The organism is Gaetbulibacter sp. M240, assembly GCF_043876815.1.
GTDB lineage: Bacteria > Bacteroidota > Bacteroidia > Flavobacteriales > Flavobacteriaceae > Gaetbulibacter_A.
The window spans coordinates 85941-103537 of record NZ_JBAWKA010000005.1; the positions used below are offsets into that span (position 1 = coordinate 85941).

Below are 17597 nucleotides of genomic sequence, written 5' to 3' on the forward strand. Positions count from 1 at the left end.
TTTCTATTGGTATTTCTGAGCTATCGCCTGAACTTGCATACCCCATGATTGTCCAAGTCCCATCGCCTTTTGCATTAAATCCATTTGTTTACTCGCAAGTTTTTTACCGAGGTCAGATTTGTAAAACTCAACTAACTGTTCAATTTCATTTCTCGTAAATTCAGCCATATAAATGTCGGCCATTTTACCATACAAATCAACAAGTGTAGCTTCAGCCTCAATAACATATGTAGCCTTCTTATCCTCCGGAACCATTTGACCTATCTGTTCAATAGCATTTTGAAACGCCGTGGTAGCGCCCGTAAGTTTAATAAATTCTATAGTATCATTTTTAAACGATTCATCCGATTGTGCATTCAGGTTAAAGGTCATTCCCAGGGTAAGTAGGCCCACTAGTACAAATGTTTTCATGTCAGTTGTTTTTTGAATTTTAAATAATTAATAGCTAAAGTCAACTCATAGGTATGAAGCCAACCTAATTTGTTACAAGATAGTTTGAATATTTTTGTTGAATAAAATTATCCCTCAGGTTTTAAACCAAAAAACAATTTGTTCTCTCGAAACGATCGATAAAGTGAATATCCTCTATTGATTATTTATTTTTTGGGCGTTACCACTCCTACGTCGCGGTCGGGCTTTACGTTATATCTTTTTTTCATGCTTCAAAAAAGGATGCCACTTCAATCCCTAACGCAAACATCGTCATTACGAACGAAGTGAAGTTATACTATTATTATGAATTCCATTCATAAGATTACTACATCCATCTACTCCTCACAATGACCAATTGGTTTGTCATTCAGAGCGAAATTCAATGGAGCGAAGAATCTCAAATGTCATTACGAACAAAGTGAAGTCATCAGTATGTTTGAAATTCCATTAAAAAGATTGCCGCGTCGCTATGCTCCTCGCAATGACGCAAAGCTATCGTCATTAAGAGCGAAGTGAAGTAATCTGTTTGTTGTAATTCACATTGCTATGCTTATCGTAATAAGCTCCGAAAAATTATTCCGCTTCTCGGTGTTTCGGATGAATCAAGGCTCGCATATTTTGAATATAGCCTTCCAGTTCCGCAAGTTTTTGTACCGTTTCCTGTGTGCCCTTTTCTGTTAATCTGTAATATTTCCGAGTGCGTTTTCCAACAAAAGCGTACTCAACATCCACACATCCATCAGCCTCCAATTTGTGTAAACAGGGATACAAAGCACCTTCAGTAATTTGAAAACCGCCATTGGTAATTTCCTTCACACGCTTTACAATTTGATACCCATACATTCTATCGTGCTCATTCAATAGTTTCATCACGATAACCGTTAAGCTTCCTGTATACAAATGTGGTGTTTTCATAGATTTCAAATATACCTAAATAATTTATGCATAAAAAACTTAGGTATAATTTTTATGGCAAAAAACTGGCGTAAAACGGATGCGCTTCACTATTTTTGTTGCAAAAAGAAATATGTCATCATTTCATACCCTTTCAGTAGCCAATATAACCCGGGAAACAGCGGAATCAGTCAGCATCCGATTTAACATCCCAGAAAACTTAAAAGACACTTTTCAGTTTAAGGCTGGTCAATACATCACTTTAAAAACCACCCTTGATGGTAAAGAAATTCGCCGCGATTATTCCTTGTGCGTCGCTCCAAATTCCAAAGAATTAAAAGTGGCTGTTAAGGAAGTGGAAGATGGTACTTTTTCTGCCTACGCCAATCGCACTTTAAAAGTGGGAGACTCACTGGAGGTGGCCTCACCAAAAGGACGTTTTATATTCACGCCTAACGATTCCAAAACAAAGAATATCGTTTTGTTTGCAGCCGGTAGCGGTATTACACCGGTGATGAGTATATTAAAATGTGCTCTGGAAGAAGAAAAAGAAAGTAAGGTTGTGTTGGTGTATGGGAACAAAACCCCAGAAGACACGATGTTCTTAAACGAACTGTTGGAACTTCAACACCAATACCGAGACCGCTTTTCTATTCAATTTATATTCAGTCGCTCGAAAGAAAAAGATGCCCTCTTCGGACGCATTGAAAAAAGCACGGTAAATTTAGTTGTAAAAAACAAATACAAACATATTGATGTGGATGCCTTTTATATCTGTGGTCCGGAACCTATGATCCATACGGTTAAGGGCGTTTTGGAAGAAAATGGTATTTCTAAAGATCATATCCATTTTGAATTGTTCAAGGCTTCTAAGCAAGATGAGGTGGAAGATACCAGTGCTCCTTCCGGTAAAACTTCAATAACCATTACCTTGGACGACGAAACTACAACCTTCGAAATGTCGCCAAAACAGAGTATTTTAGAAGCCGCTTTAGATGAAGATCTGGACGCGCCTTACTCCTGTCAGGGTGGGATTTGCAGCACCTGCTTAGCTCGTTTAAAGGAAGGACAAGCCGAAATGCGTCAGAATAATATTTTAACAGATAAAGAGGTGGAAGATGGTTTAATTTTAACTTGTCAGGCGCACCCAACCAGTTCGAAAGTTGTTATCGATTACGACGACGTATAACCTTAAATTACCGTTTTAATTTTTTCAATAATCGCCTGCGGTGGAATACTCCCTGCAGCATTCTCATAGCCTTTTGGATGCTTTTTCCCATAAATCGAAGTTGGGATCTTTGGAAATTTTTCTCGGTCTGCGACCAGCATATAATCTTCTGGTTGATGGAAAGGCGCAAAGCCGGCATACGGATGCGTAACGCCCCAAACAGTGATCACCTTAACACCATACATCGCTGCTAAATGACCATTGCCGGAATCCATTGAAAGCATGAGGTCCAGATTGGAAATGACATCCAGTTGATCGGCAAATGAAAGTTTTTCAGCGACATTATAAGTGTTCTCAAAAGTGCTTTCCCATGCGTTTAGTAATTCAAATTCCGATTGGCCTCCACCAAATAACAGAATTTTATATGCTTTAGATAGCTCAGCGATAACAGTTTTCATGTGCTCCTCAGGATACATTTTACCCTCATGCGCTGCAAATGGTGCCACACCAATCCAACGGCCTTCCTTATCCCCTATAATTGCTTTGATATTCGCCTGAAGTGGTCTGGGTTTTGGAAACACAGGTTCTTTTAAGTCTACAGGAAACCCCATGGCCTCAAACACAGCGGCATAGCGCTGATGTGTTGTTTTTAAAGGCTCAAAATTGCGGCCTTTTACTAAAGCCTTTTTTTCTTTTCGTCCTTTATTGATCGTCACCACACGCCTGCAACGTATAAGCGGTTTTAAGATCTTCGTTCTTAAAACACTATGCAGGTCGGCAATAGCATAAAATGAATACGATTTATTAAGTTGTCTTGCCAGGCGATTTAAGCCAAAAATGCCTTTGTGTGTGGTATCCACCTCAGCTTCTACAACGTCAAGGCGTTCGATGTCCCGAAATAAGGGTTTAAAAAAAGGTCGTGTAAGGATCGTGATCTGAAGCTCAGCGTGTTGTTGTAAAAGTGCACGAACTACAGGTACTACCATGGCAACATCTCCCATGGCTGAAAGCCTTATCACTAAAAGATGTCTAGGTGTTGTTGCCATGGCTAAAATGGTAAAAACCCACCTAAGTCACTTTCAGGTGGCAGTATATATCAGGTTATCACTATTTCTGAGAACGCAAAACAGGATTCAACTCTTCATCGTTGTACATTTTCATTTGTTTGTACACCTTCATGTATTTATCGCCGTTCTCAATATCTTTTAAAAGCGTATCAATGGCCGTCGAAAGATCGACACGTTGTTCCAATAAAACGTCTAATTTCACCTTACAGGCTTTGCGGTGGGTTTCAGAAGCATCCTCACGCGTAGCCTCTTCATTCATATGATAGATTTTTAAAGCTAAAATAGACAGGCGGTCCACGCCCCAGGCCGGACTTTCAGTATTGATGGTCGCGTCTGATTTAGGTATTACATCCTTATACTTTTCAAGAAAATAACTGTCTATATATTCTACCATATCAGTGCGATCCTGATTGGAAGCATCGATCTGGCGCTTCAATTTTAAGGCCGCCACCGGATCTATTTGCGGATCGCGAATAATGTCTTCATAATGCCACTGCACCGTATCGATCCAACATTTTCTGTATAACAAATGCTCTATAAGATCGCTTTTTTCATACGGATTTTCAAAAGGTTGATCCACAGTATTGATGATGTGGTATTTTTCAATAACGTCTTGAAATATCTTATTTGCTTTATCTGTAAACATGCGTTTAAAATTTTAGGGTGTAAATATACTTCATATTTAGTTAACTTTACTACTGTAAAACCCGCAGTATGCATATTCATAACTTATCACAGGAAAATTCCGTTTTAAATACCTTCATATCAGAAATCCGAAGTAAAACGATCCAGACAGACCGGATGCGTTTTCGCAGAAATATTGAACGTATCGGGGAAATACTTTCCTATGAAATGAGTAAAATGGAACCTTATAAAACCACTTCCGTGGAAACGCCTTTAGGCACCTCTGAAATTTCGATTTTACATGACGATATTGTTTTGTGCTCGGTGCTTCGTGCCGGGATACCGCTTCATTATGGGATCCTGAATTATTTTGATAAAGCCGAAAATGCCTTTATTTCAGCTTACCGACACCATGAAGGTCATTCCGATGATTTTGAGATCATTGTGGAATATCTAGCTTGTCCGGATTTGAACAACAAAACCTTAATTCTGGCGGATCCTATGTTGGCAACCGGTCAATCCATGGTGTCAACCTTTGCCGCTTTACAACCATACGGCAAACCGAAAGCAATCCATCTTATGAGTGTTATTGGCGCTCAGGAAGGCATTGATTTTGTGGCTAAATCGTTTCCGGAGAAAACCCATTTGTGGATCGCTACAGTAGACGAAACCCTGAATAGTAAAGGATATATTGTGCCGGGGCTAGGTGATGCCGGCGATCTGTCTTTTGGAGAAAAACTACAAAAATAGGAGTGCAATTGGCATCAAAATTAAAATACCTACAAACACCTCACGAAACCATTTGTCTCTTATCGTCTCAACATATCCTGAAATAATAATGGCCAGCGGAGCCATAACAAATAAAAACTCGCTGCCATTTTTAAAAGGCGAAAAAAACAAGATCACTATCGCCACAAATAAGGTAAATAAGATGATGTAAAACGAGGGGCGTACATCGCGCTTTTTGTCTTTTACCGCATTTAAGTAGAAGATAATAGACCAAATGGTATATGAGAGCAATAGGGTGATCCCCACGAAAAACCGAGGCGTATTATAATTGCTGAAATCTTCACTGATCTTAGGGAGGTTTTCAAAATAATACAGGTATTCATCGTGCATCACAATAGAAAAACATACCGTAATAATGAACACCGAAGCTACCCCGGTAAAGGGAATGATCCAATGGCGCAGGTTATTATCCCGATAAAATAATAATGTGGCAAAGACCACCACAAAAAATAAGATCGACCAAAAATAAAATAAGGCGGCAATAGCAAACCAAAATCCGGCATCAAAAAGTTTTGATTTTTCATTCAAATGGGAACGTAAACTGATTAGCCGTCTTAAACCAAACAGTATAAACAAATTGGATAAAAGCACATCATTATTGGTGGTGGTTTGCGGAATAAGGAGCAGAAACAAACTAAACAGAAAGATCTGGTAGTTATTACTTTTAGATAATCGGTTTTTGGTGACAATAAAGTTTAAGACTAAAATAGAAAAATAACTCAAGGTCAGTTTAACAACAATATTCCCGAATAGAGCAGCCGAAAATGGTTGTTTTATAGTTAAGATAAACGCCAGGGTCACCGCTAAAAGGGTAATAAAAAAAACAATAATATAATTTATTGGTTTAGATTTACTAAAAACACTTGTTATCATTAGCGGTTTTTGTATTTTTGTCTCGTAAATATACTAACTAAAAGTAGTTAGAAAAATAAACAAAACTCATGAAAGATTTCTTTTACGGCATACAAGATTTATTTGTGGACTATCTTTTTGCACCTTATGATATGCTGCGTGAATTACAACTGGATTCCTGGTTTGGAGCAAACGTTGTATCCTGGTTGTTCATTGCCATCTTTGCAGTTTTATTCGCATATTGGATGAAGCAACTAAGTCTGTTTGACCCAGAGCATTAAAAATTTAGGATCGGCTTTTGATCCTTTTACAGATCGAAACCGATATCACTTCGATAATACATCTTATCAAAATGTAGTTTTTCTATACTTTGGTAAGATTTTTTTATGGCCTCATTATAAGTGTCGCCATATGAGGTTATCGCTAAAACACGTCCGCCGGACGATACGATCTTACCATCCTTCAATTGGGCACCGGCATGAAAAGGAATAGAATCCGTAACCTGATCCAGACCTGTGATCTCATACCCCTTATTATAAGTCTCCGGATATCCGCCAGATACCAAAACAATGGTTGTTGCCGCCCGGGAATCTATGTCTAATTCAATAGTATTTAAGGTACCGTTCGCCATAGCTTGAAGGATCTCTACAAGGTCATTTTTAAGTCGCGGGAAAACCACTTCGGTTTCAGGATCACCCATCCGCACATTATATTCGATCACTTTAGGATCATCACCAACCTTGATCAAGCCAATAAACACAAAACCGACATACGGTAAGTTATCTTTCTTAAACCCTTCAATAGTAGGTTTTACAATGCGATCCTCGATTTTTGCTAAGAATTCTTTTGTTGCAAAAGGCACCGGAGAAACCGCTCCCATACCACCGGTATTTAAACCTGTATCGCCTTCGCCAATACGTTTATAATCTTTTGCTGTTGGTAGAATTTTATAATGTTCGCCATCGCTTAAAACGAAACAACTCAATTCGATCCCATCTAAAAACTCCTCGATCACCACTTTAGTGCTGGCCTGTCCGAATTTGGAATCCACCAACATGCTTTTCAATTCCGCTTTAGCGGCCTCCAGATCGTTTAAGATCACAACACCTTTACCTGCTGCCAGGCCATCGGCTTTAAGGACATACGGTGGCTGCAAACGCTCTAAAAACGAATAGCCATCGGTAAGGGTCTCTTTGGTAAAGCTTTCATAAGCAGCTGTCGGAATGTTATGCCGCATCATGAACTCCTTTGCGAATTCTTTGCTGCCTTCTAAAGTAGCGGCTGCTTTTTGCGGACCAATAACGCCGATGTGTTTCGTCTCGGGATCATTTAAAATAAAATCATGAACACCATTTACCAAAGGATCTTCCGGGCCCACCACGATCATGTCAATCGCCTCTTTTAGCGCCAGTTGTTTGATAGCCTCAAAATCATTACCGTTGATAGCCACATTTTCAGCGATGGCTGCTGTACCAGAATTTCCGGGGGCTACAAAAAGTTTATCGCAATGTTTACTCTGCGCTATCTTCCAGGCAAAGGTATGCTCGCGTCCGCCGGACCCTAGAATTAAAATGTTCATTTTTAGGAATTTTAATATTGGCAAAAATAAAATTAATCAAAACAAATCGGACTATTTCTTTTCACGTTTTTTCGGAAACTTTGAAGGCTTGGTGTTAATAGGCCTTTTCTTCCCCTTTAAGGGCATTCAAAAAGGTTTGGACAATGATCTTTAAATCAAGAAGGATAGACCAGTTCTCGATGTAGAAAATATCGTATTTCACCCGGTTGATAATGTCTTTGTCTTTTTCAATTTCCCCTCGAAAACCACTTATTTGGGCTAAGCCCGTTATTCCCGGTTTTACAAAATGGCGCACCATAAATTTATCTATCCGCCTGGCGTACAAATTCGTATGACTAACCATATGCGGCCTTGGGCCTACCACAGACATATCACCAAACAATACATTATAAAATTGAGGTAACTCGTCAATACTTGTTTTGCGAATAAAGCGTCCCACTTTGGTGATCCGTTGGTCTTCTTTCGTTGCTTGCTGCAAATGAGCATCTTTATTCGGCGTCATGGAGCGGAATTTATAACAATAGAATTCTTTATAATTAAAGCCATTTCTGGACTGCTTGAAAAACACCGGACCCTTAGACTCCAAACGTATTAAGATAGCCAAAATAGGTGTTAACCATGAAAGTACAAAAATGAGCACTAATAACGAGAAAACAATATCGAACAAGCGTTTTAAGAACTGGTTTACGGAAGCCTGTAAAGGGATGACGCGCAGTGATACGATCGGAATGTAATCGTAATATTCGTATTTTAATTTTCTGGAATAAATATCTTTATTATCCGGAATGAACTTTAGCTCCCTAAGGTTATTGTCTGCAAAATCAATGAGCTTGTTAATTTGCTTATTAGAGAGGGTGGCAACCGAACCATAAATCTCATTGATATCATTCTCAATCACATAGTCCAGACAATCCTTTAAGGAGTCCTCGCCTTCTTTGATCTTGAATTGTTTTTCAAATTTATACCCGAATTCCTGGCGTGTATTGAATATAGAAATGAGCTGTTGTGTTTTTAGATTATCACCAATAACCACTACTTTTCTCAGGTTTCCTCCAAATACGGCTCGGTATCTGTTCAAAAGGAAAAAAAACACAAGCTTAAAAATCGTCAATTGTGCAAAGATCAAGATCACATAATAGGCCAGAGCCAAACGGCTAATCTCAGGCTGTTTGAATAGCCCGATATAAGCATAAAGGGCAAAAGCAAAGTAACTGAACTGTCTAATAAGCAAGGCCAGGATTTGGATAATTTTAGTATGTCGCTTAACGCTGTAGAATTGGTTCCGGAATGCCAATATTAACCAAACCAAACTCAGGTATAACATAAAGATATTAGGGCTGTTTAAATTGATTTCAAAAACATACACAGCTCCGTTGATCAATAACAAATCAATGATCACAGAAATGGGCTTTAATAAACCCGAATAACGTGTTGGTTTAAAGGTCTCCAAACTATTTTTTTATATGCTTTTTAAAATCTTTGTGCTCCCGTTTATTTAATTCTTCCGAAGAGAGACTTTTGAAATATTCGAAGGTTTTTCGCATCCCCTCCTTACGATCCACTTTAGGCTCCCAACCCAGTATTTTTTTAGCCAGACTAATATCAGGTTGGCGTTGCAGGGGGTCGTTTTGTGGTAGTGGTTTATATACTACTTTTTGATCTGTTCCTGTAAGTGCAATGATCTCATCGGCGAAATCTTTAATGGAGATCTCATGAGGGTTTCCGATGTTCACCGGATACACATAATCACTCATCAGTAATCTGTAAATACCATCTACCTGATCATCAACATAACAGAATGATCGGGTTTGCGAACCATCACCAAAAATAGTGAGGTCTTCCCCACGAAGTGCCTGACCCATAAAAGCGGGAATTACACGCCCATCATTTAAACGCATTCGAGGACCATAAGTATTAAAAATACGGACGATACGCGTATCTAAGCCGTGAAACCGATGATAGGCCATGGTAATGGATTCCTGGAAACGTTTGGCCTCATCGTATACACCACGCGGCCCAATCGTGTTGACGTTGCCATAGTAATCTTCCGTTTGTGGATGCACCAAGGGGTCACCATACACCTCAGAAGTGGAGGCAATAAGAATCCGTGCATCTTTAGCTTTAGCCAAACCTAATAAATTATGGGTTCCAAGCGATCCCACTTTAAGGGTTTGAATGGGGATTTTTAGATAATCTATCGGACTGGCCGGTGATGCGAAATGCAAAATATAATCCAAGGAGCCTTCGATAGCGATAAACTCAGTAACGTCATGCTCTATAAACTCAAAGTTGGGCTCCGATTCCAGATGTGCCAGGTTCTTTTTATCCCCGGTAATGAAGTTGTCCATACCAATCACATAAAACCCCTCTTTAATAAACTTATCACAAAGATGTGACCCTAAAAATCCTGCTGCACCTGTTATTAAAACTCTTTTCAATGTCTTGTTTTTGAATTTGACGTCGTTGCCACGGACAAATTTAATGGAATAAGTTTAATATAAAAGATTCGGTATGTAAAAGTTTAATTTAGCGGTATTGTCATGGCGAGGTGTCTGGTGAGGTGGCAATCTCATCAATTAACCGTCATTGCGAGGAGCGCAGTGACGTGGCAATCTTTCTAAAAGGATTTGCACACATACAGATTGCTTCACTATGTTCGCAATGACGTTCCCCCTTTCGTCATTGCGAGAAGCAACGCGACGTGGCAATCTCTTTATGGGAATTACAAACGAACAGATTGCTTCAACTCCGAATATATTCGGAATGTTCGCAATGACGGTACAATTTCGTCATTGCGAGGAGCGCAGAGACGTGGCAATCTGTTTGGTTAATGTTAAAAGATTCTTCGCTTTACTCTGAATGACAATAATTGTGTAATGACATTCAATATTGTCATTCAGACGGAGCGTAGAGGTGGAAGAATCTAAATTGTTATAATCGGGATTCCTAGTTTCACTTGAAATGATACTTTGAAAACAAAAGATGTATGAACGGTCAGTGCGAGGAGCTTGTGACGTAGCAATCTTTCCAAGAGGAATTCCAAACGAACAGATTGCTTCAACTTCGAATATATTCGGAATGTTCGCAATGACGGTACAATTTCGTCATTGCGAGGAGCGCAACGACGTGGCAATCTGTTTGGTTAATGTTAAAAGATTCTTCGCTTTGCTCTGAATGACAATAATTGTGTAATGACATTCAATATTGTCATTCAGACGGAGCGCAGCGGAGGAAGAATCTAAATTTTGGTAGAGAGATTCTTCGTTCCATTACATGTCACTCTGAATGACAATAGTTTTACCCCTTCCCAATAGTATAACACTCAAAACCGATCGCCTTCAAATGCGCCATATCTAAAATACCCCGCCCATCAAAAACAAAAGCTGGTTTATGCATGCCGTCATAAATTTTTTGCCAATCGTAAGTCTTGAACTCATCCCACTCGGTCAACACGGCAATGGCATGGGAATCTTTGCTGGCTTCATAGGGGTCTTGAGCTACCGTAAGCAGACTTCTATTCTCTTCCTCTGATCTGGTATTCAAATAATCCAGATCGGCGTAGATACGCTCGGCAACCACCTTGGGGTCGTAAACGGAAAGCTTTGCTTGCTCATTCAGTAAATTATCTGCCACTTTGATCGCTGCCGATTCCCGGGTATCATTGGTATCCTTTTTGAACGCCCAACCTAAGAAGGTAATTTTCTTTCCGGAAACCGTATTAAAAAGGGTGCTCACGATGTTATCTGAAAAGCGTTGCTTCTGATGATCGTTCATAATGATCACCTGTTCCCAGTAATTAGCAACTTTTGTTAAACCATAGGTTTTTGCTATATACACTAGGTTTAAAATATCTTTTTGAAAACAAGACCCTCCAAAACCAACAGAAGCCTTTAAGAATTTTGACCCGATGCGGCTATCCATACCAATGGCTTTTGATACCTCGTTCACATCGGCTCCTGATTTTTCGCAGAGTTCCGACATGGCATTGATAGACGACACACGCTGCGCCAAAAAAGCATTGGCTGTTAACTTTGATAATTCAGACGACCACACGTTTGTTGTTAAAATACGTTCTTTGGGTACCCAATGGGCATAAATATCTACTAAAGCTTGAATGGCTTTTTTTCCGGCTTCGGTGGTATCGCCACCAATAAGTACACGATCCGGGTTTAGCAGATCCTGAACAGCAGTACCCTCAGCCAAAAACTCAGGATTAGAAAGAATTTGGAAATTCACCCCATTACCCGTGTTCTCTAAAATATTTTTAATAGCAGAAGCTGTTCTAACCGGTAGGGTGGATTTCTCAACTACAATTTTATCAGACTTGGCCACCTGAGCAATTTGGCGCGCACAAAGTTCAATGTATTTAAGATCGGCTGCCATCCCTTTCCCTTTACCATAGGTTTTGGTTGGTGTATTTACCGAAATAAAGATCATATCAGCTTCGTCTATGGCTTTATCTATATCGGTAGAGAAAAACAGATTTCTGCCACGGGCTTCTTTAACTACCTCATCGAGACCAGGCTCAAAAATCGGTAATTTATTAAGATCTGCATCGTTCCAGGCCGCTATTCTGGCCGCATTGATGTCTACAATAGTAACATTAATATGCGGACACTTTTGCGCGACCACTGCCATGGTTGGGCCTCCTACGTAGCCTGCGCCGATGCAGCAGATGTTTTTTATTTTCATGGTATTAATTTCACTTAACCAATTCTTTAACAAACTTATTTAAAACTTTTTGCTGAGAAAACTTTTCCTCAACATACTTTTTAGCATTATTACCTAAAGACTCCTTTAGGGCTTTATTTTCTTTTAGGTCTTTAACACTTCTAACGATATCACTTATTGAAGTTCCGTCAAAATAAAAACCTCCTCCGGAATCTTTTAGAACAGTCGCAACTTCACTTTTTTCATTACCGGTAACGATGGAAGGCTTGCCGCTTGCCATCATACCAAGTAATTTAGAAGGCATCACAGTATCTACCACATCCCTTTTTTGAAATAATACGTGTAGGTCGGCACTAGCTAACAAAATTGGCAGGTCTTCAAAAGGAACTAGATTATAATGTTTTACAAATTTAAATTTTTTTAAACTTGCTACGACATTCTCTTTTTCAGCTCCTTCTCCCACTAAAACCACCTCAAGATTCGAAAGGGTTTTAATTTCTTCGATAAATTCAACAAAAAGTTTCCAATCCTGCTTCGCTCCAACATTCCCAGAATACAATATTTTAAACTTATCAGAATTTAAATACGAGTGGACATTTTTATCCTGATTGTTAAATAAGGTAACATCAATCCAATTAGTTAAATAGTATGACTTTACATTGGTTTTCTCATTTAACTTTTTAATCATACCGTGGCTTATGGTAGAAACTGTATCTGCTTTATTTAATACTTTTTTCTCCACCCACATTAAGGCTCTAAAAATAAATTTTTTATTTCCTTTTAATAGGCCTGATTCCATGGCTGCATCAAACTCAAAATCTTGAATATGAACCCACAATTTTGATTTATACCTTAATTTTAATAACCAGCCTAAAAAAGCTGAAGTTGTAAAAGGAATTATGGATATAATAATATCTGGCTTTGAAACCTTAAAAAGGTTTATAAAATTTCCAAAAGTAAAACTTATCAAGTGTACTAGACGTTTAGAAAATGTTGGATTTATGGGAACATACTGCTTGCTTCTAATAACACGTACCCCATTAATCATTTCTGTAAAAAAAGAAGGCTTTTCCCTATACGCATCCCATATTTTCCATTGCGGATAATAAGGAAACCCAGTTATTACCGTAACCTCAAATCCGTGTTTGACCAAATACTCTGCCTTTTGAGTCGTGTAAAGGCCTATTGCACTATCTTCAGGGTAATAGTTAATGCCAATAATTGTTATTTTTTTACTCAATAGTTCGTTTCTTTATAAATTTAGCAGGCGATCCCGCGTAAATTGAAAATGAGTCTAGGTCTTTAAAAACAGAGCTTCTAGCTCCGACTACGGTTCCTTCTTTAATAGTTATACCGGGACCTACAAAAACATCAGTAGCAATCCAACACCCATTATCTATTACTATTTTTTTTGAATAGATAGGGAAGTTGCTTTTGGTATAATCATGAGTACCTGTGCAAATATAACTTCTTTGTGATATAACTGAATTTGCTCCAATTTGAATTTCCCCTAAAGAATATAAAACTACGTCGTCTCCAACCCAACTATAATCACCTATAGATACTTTCCAGGGGTAAGTAATTTGTACAGAAGGCCTAATTATTACACCTTTGCCGATTTTTGAACCAAAACATCGCAATAAAAAGCGTCGCCATCCATAAAACACCTGAGGTGAAGTTCTGAAAAAAAGTGCATAGATTACCCACCAAAACTGAACTGTAAATTTCGATTTTCCCCGAAAATCATTTGGAGTTCTGTAGAGGTTTAAATTTTGAAAATTAGTTCCGTTGTTTCTTCTCATTTAGCTTTCGACAATTTGTATAAATGAGCCAATAAAATGATCCTGTTTATATTTTTTATTAGCAATAGAGCCGTTATATTCTCTAATCGACTGACTTATTATTGGGTCAGAGCTTAATTTTATTTTATCTACAATACTTTTTGGGCTTTTTTTGTCCACATAATAACCATTAACTCGGTCTTTAAATATATCAGGGATTCCAGCATGCTCTGTGGTCAATATTAAATTTTCAGTTGCCATGGCCTCCAAAATCGATATAGGTTGACCCTCCATTTCATAGTAAGTTGGTAGCACAAAAATATTTCCCCAGAATAGCAAATCTTTTTTAGCTTTCCCTGATACCACCCCACAATATTCGGTGTTTTTTAACTTATCAAAATAATTGCTAAGCTTTTCTGAATGCTTAGAATCTATATTTCCCGCAATTTTTGCTTTAAAATCAAAACCTTCTTCTTCGAGATTTGTTAAAGCCTCTAACAGATCGAATATCCCTTTTTCTTCCATTAAATTACTTAGGAAAATAATTTTCACCTTACCACTTCCCCCATTTAAAGGAACCTGGTTTTCATCTTTTAAAAACAAATAATCTTCAACAAAATTATACAAAACAAAAATTTGATCATTCCCAACAAAAGGAGCCATATTTCCTTTTAACGACTCCGACAAAACAATTCCTTTGGATGTCATTTTTAAAAAATACCTTAAGATTCTTTTCTTAAGACCTTTTACTTGGGCAAACTCTTTCCCTAAATAGTTACCGTGAACATGAATGATAAGTTCTTTTCCAAATAATCGCGATAAAACTATAAACAACCCGTATTTTAAAACCCCGAAAAAAGTTTGGCCCGGCGTGATATAAACCTTATCAACATTTAAAATTTTAAATGCATAAAAATTAATCTTTAAATAAAAAAAAGCCTTTGAAAAAGAGAAGACCCCTAGGTTTTCGTCGAATTTGTTATAGGATGTATTTATGACATCAACACTAAAATTATCCATTCGAGTTAAACCCTCAAAAACCACCTTATTGGCTAGAGAAACTCCTGTAGTCGGTTCTGGTAGTGGACCCACAATTAATATATTATACATTTACAGAATTATTTTTTGAATGTTTTAAAAGCGAAAAAGTTAATAAAAAACGAAAAAATTAAAATCCCGTCCTGTCTTTCCAATATGTTTTCAGTAAACATAATGGTTATAAATAAGGTTAATATAGAAAATGCTGTAAAATTTTTTTGAATAATCGATTTTCTTAAATTATAAAAAAGCATGAAAACCAAACTTAAAATTCCAGGCAATCCTGCAGCCAACCAAGCGCTCAGATACTGATTGTGTGTGTTATAATAATTACCTTTGAAAATATTTTCATTATTTGATATACATTCGCTTAAAACTTCTTTAGAACCACCTATCCCAAAACCGAAAAACGCTCTTTCTTTTATATTAGAAATAGAACAATCTATTAATCGAAACCTAATTGAGGTAGAGCCTAATTGATTATAGTTATTAAATACAGAATCCCAAAATTCAAGGAACCGAACTTTCAAAGGAATGGTGTTATAAAAAATCGAAAATACGGTTGTAAAACCAAAAATTAAAATTATTAAGGCCTCTATTTTTTTTGGCCTTGAAAGAAAATAAATCAATAAAATTGAAAAAGTAACAATTATAGGCCCCTTTCTGGCTAGCATTAATAAAATTATGGATAAAAACAATAGACTGCTTAAAACCAAGGCCACTTGAAAATAACTTTTAGCCTTTTCAGCTATTGGAATTAACAAAATCATAGCCACACTAACATATAGAGACATATAAATAGGATGCATTGAATAATCTTGATATCCAACATTCATCCTTTGAGGATAGTGTAAAAAAATAGACTTATTTAGATAACCATTTAAATAATTATGAAAAAATATAGTTAGATGAAAAATAACTAATGAAACAATAAAGATCCCAACAATATTTTTTGAATGTTTTTCAATAATTCCCTTAGATTTACTTTCGACCAAACTAAAACAAAGCGGAATTATAATCAGTGGAATTATTACTGATAGTCTATTAAACCCCAAATTCTTGTTGTCAGAATAGCTTAAGCTGACCAAAACAATCACAAAAAAAAGTAGATTTATTATTAACAGTTTTGGATTCGAAAATTTTAAATTGTTGTTTTGAACAATTAAAAAAAAAATAGAGAGTGCAAAGGAGATAGTTGAAATATTTCTCAAGTTAAATGGTAAAAGCAAAGAAACTGCGAAAACAAATATTCCAATCAGAAAACATTTAATCCCTAAACTCTTATAATAGAACCCCTTCATATCCTTAATAATTTGTAAATGATTTTAGGGAGAATATAAACTGCTATGAGCGGTCCAATAAAATATGCTATGCCGTTTGATAGATCACCTCTCAACAAAAAAATTAAATGTACCGAAAAATAGAAAGCTATAAACTCTTTCAAGGAATCGCCAGACCTTAACCACCCAAGAAATTTTACGCAAATTAATGCAAAAGTCAAAGCTGTTATTAAAATTCCGAAAATTCCAAAATTAATATAGGCTTCTGAGACTAGAGGATTCGATAAGTTATTAAACGTTCCATCTCCAAAATTAAATTTATCTATTAGATAGTTGCCAATTACTTTGCCAGTAGAAATAGGTTTTGACACCCAAAATGCTCTAGGAATAAAAAAAAATATAACCCCTAAAAGCTGATATCCAAATGAAAGCCCATACGATTTTGTATATTCAACCGTAGCTAAAATATTAGCATACGCATCATAATTGAGAGAGTTAAATACTTTAATAAAATGTCCTGAGTCGATAAAAGTGTTAGTAAATATTTCTGGATTTCTAATGATTTCAGAAAGACTTGCATTTAGATGAGTAATTGAAGAAATTAGTGGAAATGCAACTATCATTGCTACAAATAAAAACAAAAAAAACTTTACATTGGTATTTAATAATTTAGGGTAAAAGAGGTAAATTAAAGTGATATATATTGGTCCAAGCGCATTTCTTTTTTCAGTTAAAGGGTTTTTTAAAACCATCAACAAGGCTACTAAAATGAAAAATATGAATAATACAATAAAAGAGTTTGCGGTTAGTTTATTTTTACTTTTCAAATACTTATAAGTAATTGCTATTGCCCCTAAAGGAACGAAAAACAAAACCTTCTTTTTTATCAAAAGATCTGCTATCGAGCCTTCCGCATTAAAATAAACTGATTTCACTAACTCATTAATTAAATAGTTAAAATTTGATAAAACTATAATTATAGAAAAACAACACAAAACTAATATTACCAAGGGCGTAAAATAGTTCTCTACTTTTCTATCTATAGTTAATTGGTTGATTTTTTTAACTATCCTTTTTTTAAACAAAACATAACAGTAAAAGAAAACCAAATTAAAAAGAAGAATTAAGAAGTTGATTGACACGATGCTCCAGGGTTCATAAGGAAAAAGGTTTGGAAAATGCATTTTGGTTTCATCCATAGAATCAATTTGAATCATCGGTGATATCAAAAAAAACAAGTAATTAAAAACAATATAGGAAGTTAAAAACGGAGAAAATTGATTCTCAGAATTTAGGTGGTAGTTTGTGATATATGTTAAAAAAAGAAAGTTTATGAAAAACGACGCCCATATTAAAGGCTCTAATTTTAAGAACAAAAAAAGCGGTAAACTAAGAACTAAATATAAAAATGTTATGATGTGT

General features: G+C 36.6%; 17 protein-coding genes. 3 read left to right on the forward strand and 14 right to left on the reverse strand.

Going from position 1 to position 17597, the window contains the following annotated elements:
* Positions 1–3: 3 nt before the first annotated feature.
* Together V8G61_RS13525 and V8G61_RS13530 are read right to left on the reverse strand one after the other, a co-directional pair.
* The gene (locus V8G61_RS13525) at positions 4–411 is read right to left on the reverse strand and encodes a DUF2059 domain-containing protein (protein WP_394876398.1); all 408 of its coding nucleotides are present in this window, start codon (positions 409–411) and stop codon (positions 4–6) included.
* Positions 412–1005: 594 nt separating this feature from the next.
* Positions 1006–1347, reverse strand: a complete 342-nt coding sequence (locus tag V8G61_RS13530; protein WP_394876399.1) for a PadR family transcriptional regulator — start codon at positions 1345–1347, stop codon at positions 1006–1008.
* 112 nt (positions 1348–1459) lie between these two features.
* Between V8G61_RS13530 and V8G61_RS13535 the strand changes: the two genes are divergently transcribed.
* Complete coding sequence (locus tag V8G61_RS13535; protein WP_394876400.1) at positions 1460–2515, forward strand: 2Fe-2S iron-sulfur cluster-binding protein; 1056 nt, start codon at positions 1460–1462, stop codon at positions 2513–2515.
* Between the two features lie 2 nt (positions 2516–2517).
* On the opposite strand, the gene V8G61_RS13540 is transcribed toward V8G61_RS13535, so the two are convergent.
* Together V8G61_RS13540 and V8G61_RS13545 are read right to left on the reverse strand one after the other, a co-directional pair.
* The gene (locus tag V8G61_RS13540; protein ID WP_394876401.1) at positions 2518–3540 is read right to left on the reverse strand and encodes a glycosyltransferase family 9 protein; all 1023 of its coding nucleotides are present in this window, start codon (positions 3538–3540) and stop codon (positions 2518–2520) included.
* A gap of 61 nt (positions 3541–3601) precedes the next feature.
* Positions 3602–4207 carry a DUF4254 domain-containing protein gene (locus tag V8G61_RS13545; protein ID WP_394876402.1) on the reverse strand — a complete coding sequence of 202 codons (606 nt, stop codon included), beginning with the start codon at positions 4205–4207 and terminating at the stop codon, positions 3602–3604.
* Positions 4208–4275: 68 nt separating this feature from the next.
* Between V8G61_RS13545 and upp the strand changes: the two genes are divergently transcribed.
* On the forward strand, positions 4276–4935 hold the full coding sequence (upp, locus tag V8G61_RS13550) for a uracil phosphoribosyltransferase (protein ID WP_394876403.1): 660 nt from the start codon (positions 4276–4278) through the stop codon (positions 4933–4935).
* Here the strand turns inward: upp and V8G61_RS13555 are convergent.
* Complete coding sequence (locus tag V8G61_RS13555; protein WP_394876405.1) at positions 4924–5847, reverse strand: DUF6427 family protein; 924 nt, start codon at positions 5845–5847, stop codon at positions 4924–4926. The two genes, upp and V8G61_RS13555, sit on opposite strands and share 12 nt — an antisense overlap.
* 68 nt (positions 5848–5915) lie before the next feature.
* Between V8G61_RS13555 and V8G61_RS13560 the strand changes: the two genes are divergently transcribed.
* Positions 5916–6107, forward strand: coding sequence for a uracil phosphoribosyltransferase (locus V8G61_RS13560; protein WP_394876407.1), 192 nt, complete (start codon positions 5916–5918; stop codon positions 6105–6107).
* A gap of 26 nt (positions 6108–6133) precedes the next feature.
* Here the strand turns inward: V8G61_RS13560 and purD are convergent, their stop codons facing one another.
* From purD to V8G61_RS13605, 9 genes are all read right to left on the reverse strand, one after another.
* Positions 6134–7405 (reverse strand): phosphoribosylamine--glycine ligase, encoded by a 1272-nt coding sequence (gene purD, locus V8G61_RS13565; protein WP_394876408.1) that lies wholly within the window; start codon positions 7403–7405, stop codon positions 6134–6136.
* 94 nt (positions 7406–7499) lie between these two features.
* A complete protein-coding gene (locus tag V8G61_RS13570) occupies positions 7500–8855 on the reverse strand; it encodes an undecaprenyl-phosphate glucose phosphotransferase (RefSeq protein WP_394876409.1) in 1356 nt (451 codons plus the stop codon).
* 1 nt (position 8856) lies between these two features.
* On the reverse strand, positions 8857–9843 hold the full coding sequence (locus V8G61_RS13575; RefSeq protein WP_394876410.1) for a UDP-glucuronic acid decarboxylase family protein: 987 nt from the start codon (positions 9841–9843) through the stop codon (positions 8857–8859).
* An 859-nt stretch (positions 9844–10702) separates the two neighbouring features.
* Positions 10703–12097, reverse strand: coding sequence for a UDP-glucose 6-dehydrogenase (locus V8G61_RS13580; protein WP_394876411.1), 1395 nt, complete (start codon positions 12095–12097; stop codon positions 10703–10705).
* Between the two features lie 10 nt (positions 12098–12107).
* Positions 12108–13316, reverse strand: coding sequence for a WcaI family glycosyltransferase (locus V8G61_RS13585; protein WP_394876412.1), 1209 nt, complete (start codon positions 13314–13316; stop codon positions 12108–12110).
* The gene (locus tag V8G61_RS13590; RefSeq protein WP_394876413.1) at positions 13309–13878 is read right to left on the reverse strand and encodes a putative colanic acid biosynthesis acetyltransferase; all 570 of its coding nucleotides are present in this window, start codon (positions 13876–13878) and stop codon (positions 13309–13311) included. The genes V8G61_RS13585 and V8G61_RS13590 overlap by 8 nt, the downstream gene beginning before the upstream one ends.
* Positions 13879–14967: a glycosyltransferase family 4 protein gene (locus V8G61_RS13595; RefSeq protein WP_394876414.1), complete on the reverse strand. Its 1089-nt coding sequence runs from the start codon at positions 14965–14967 to the stop codon at positions 13879–13881. It abuts the gene before it with no gap.
* A gap of 8 nt (positions 14968–14975) precedes the next feature.
* Positions 14976–16196, reverse strand: a complete 1221-nt coding sequence (locus V8G61_RS13600) for an O-antigen ligase family protein (protein WP_394876415.1) — start codon at positions 16194–16196, stop codon at positions 14976–14978.
* The gene (locus tag V8G61_RS13605; RefSeq protein WP_394876416.1) at positions 16193–17374 is read right to left on the reverse strand and encodes an O-antigen polymerase; all 1182 of its coding nucleotides are present in this window, start codon (positions 17372–17374) and stop codon (positions 16193–16195) included. Before V8G61_RS13605 ends, V8G61_RS13600 begins: the two co-directional genes overlap by 4 nt.
* Between the last annotated feature and the right edge of the window lie 223 nt (positions 17375–17597).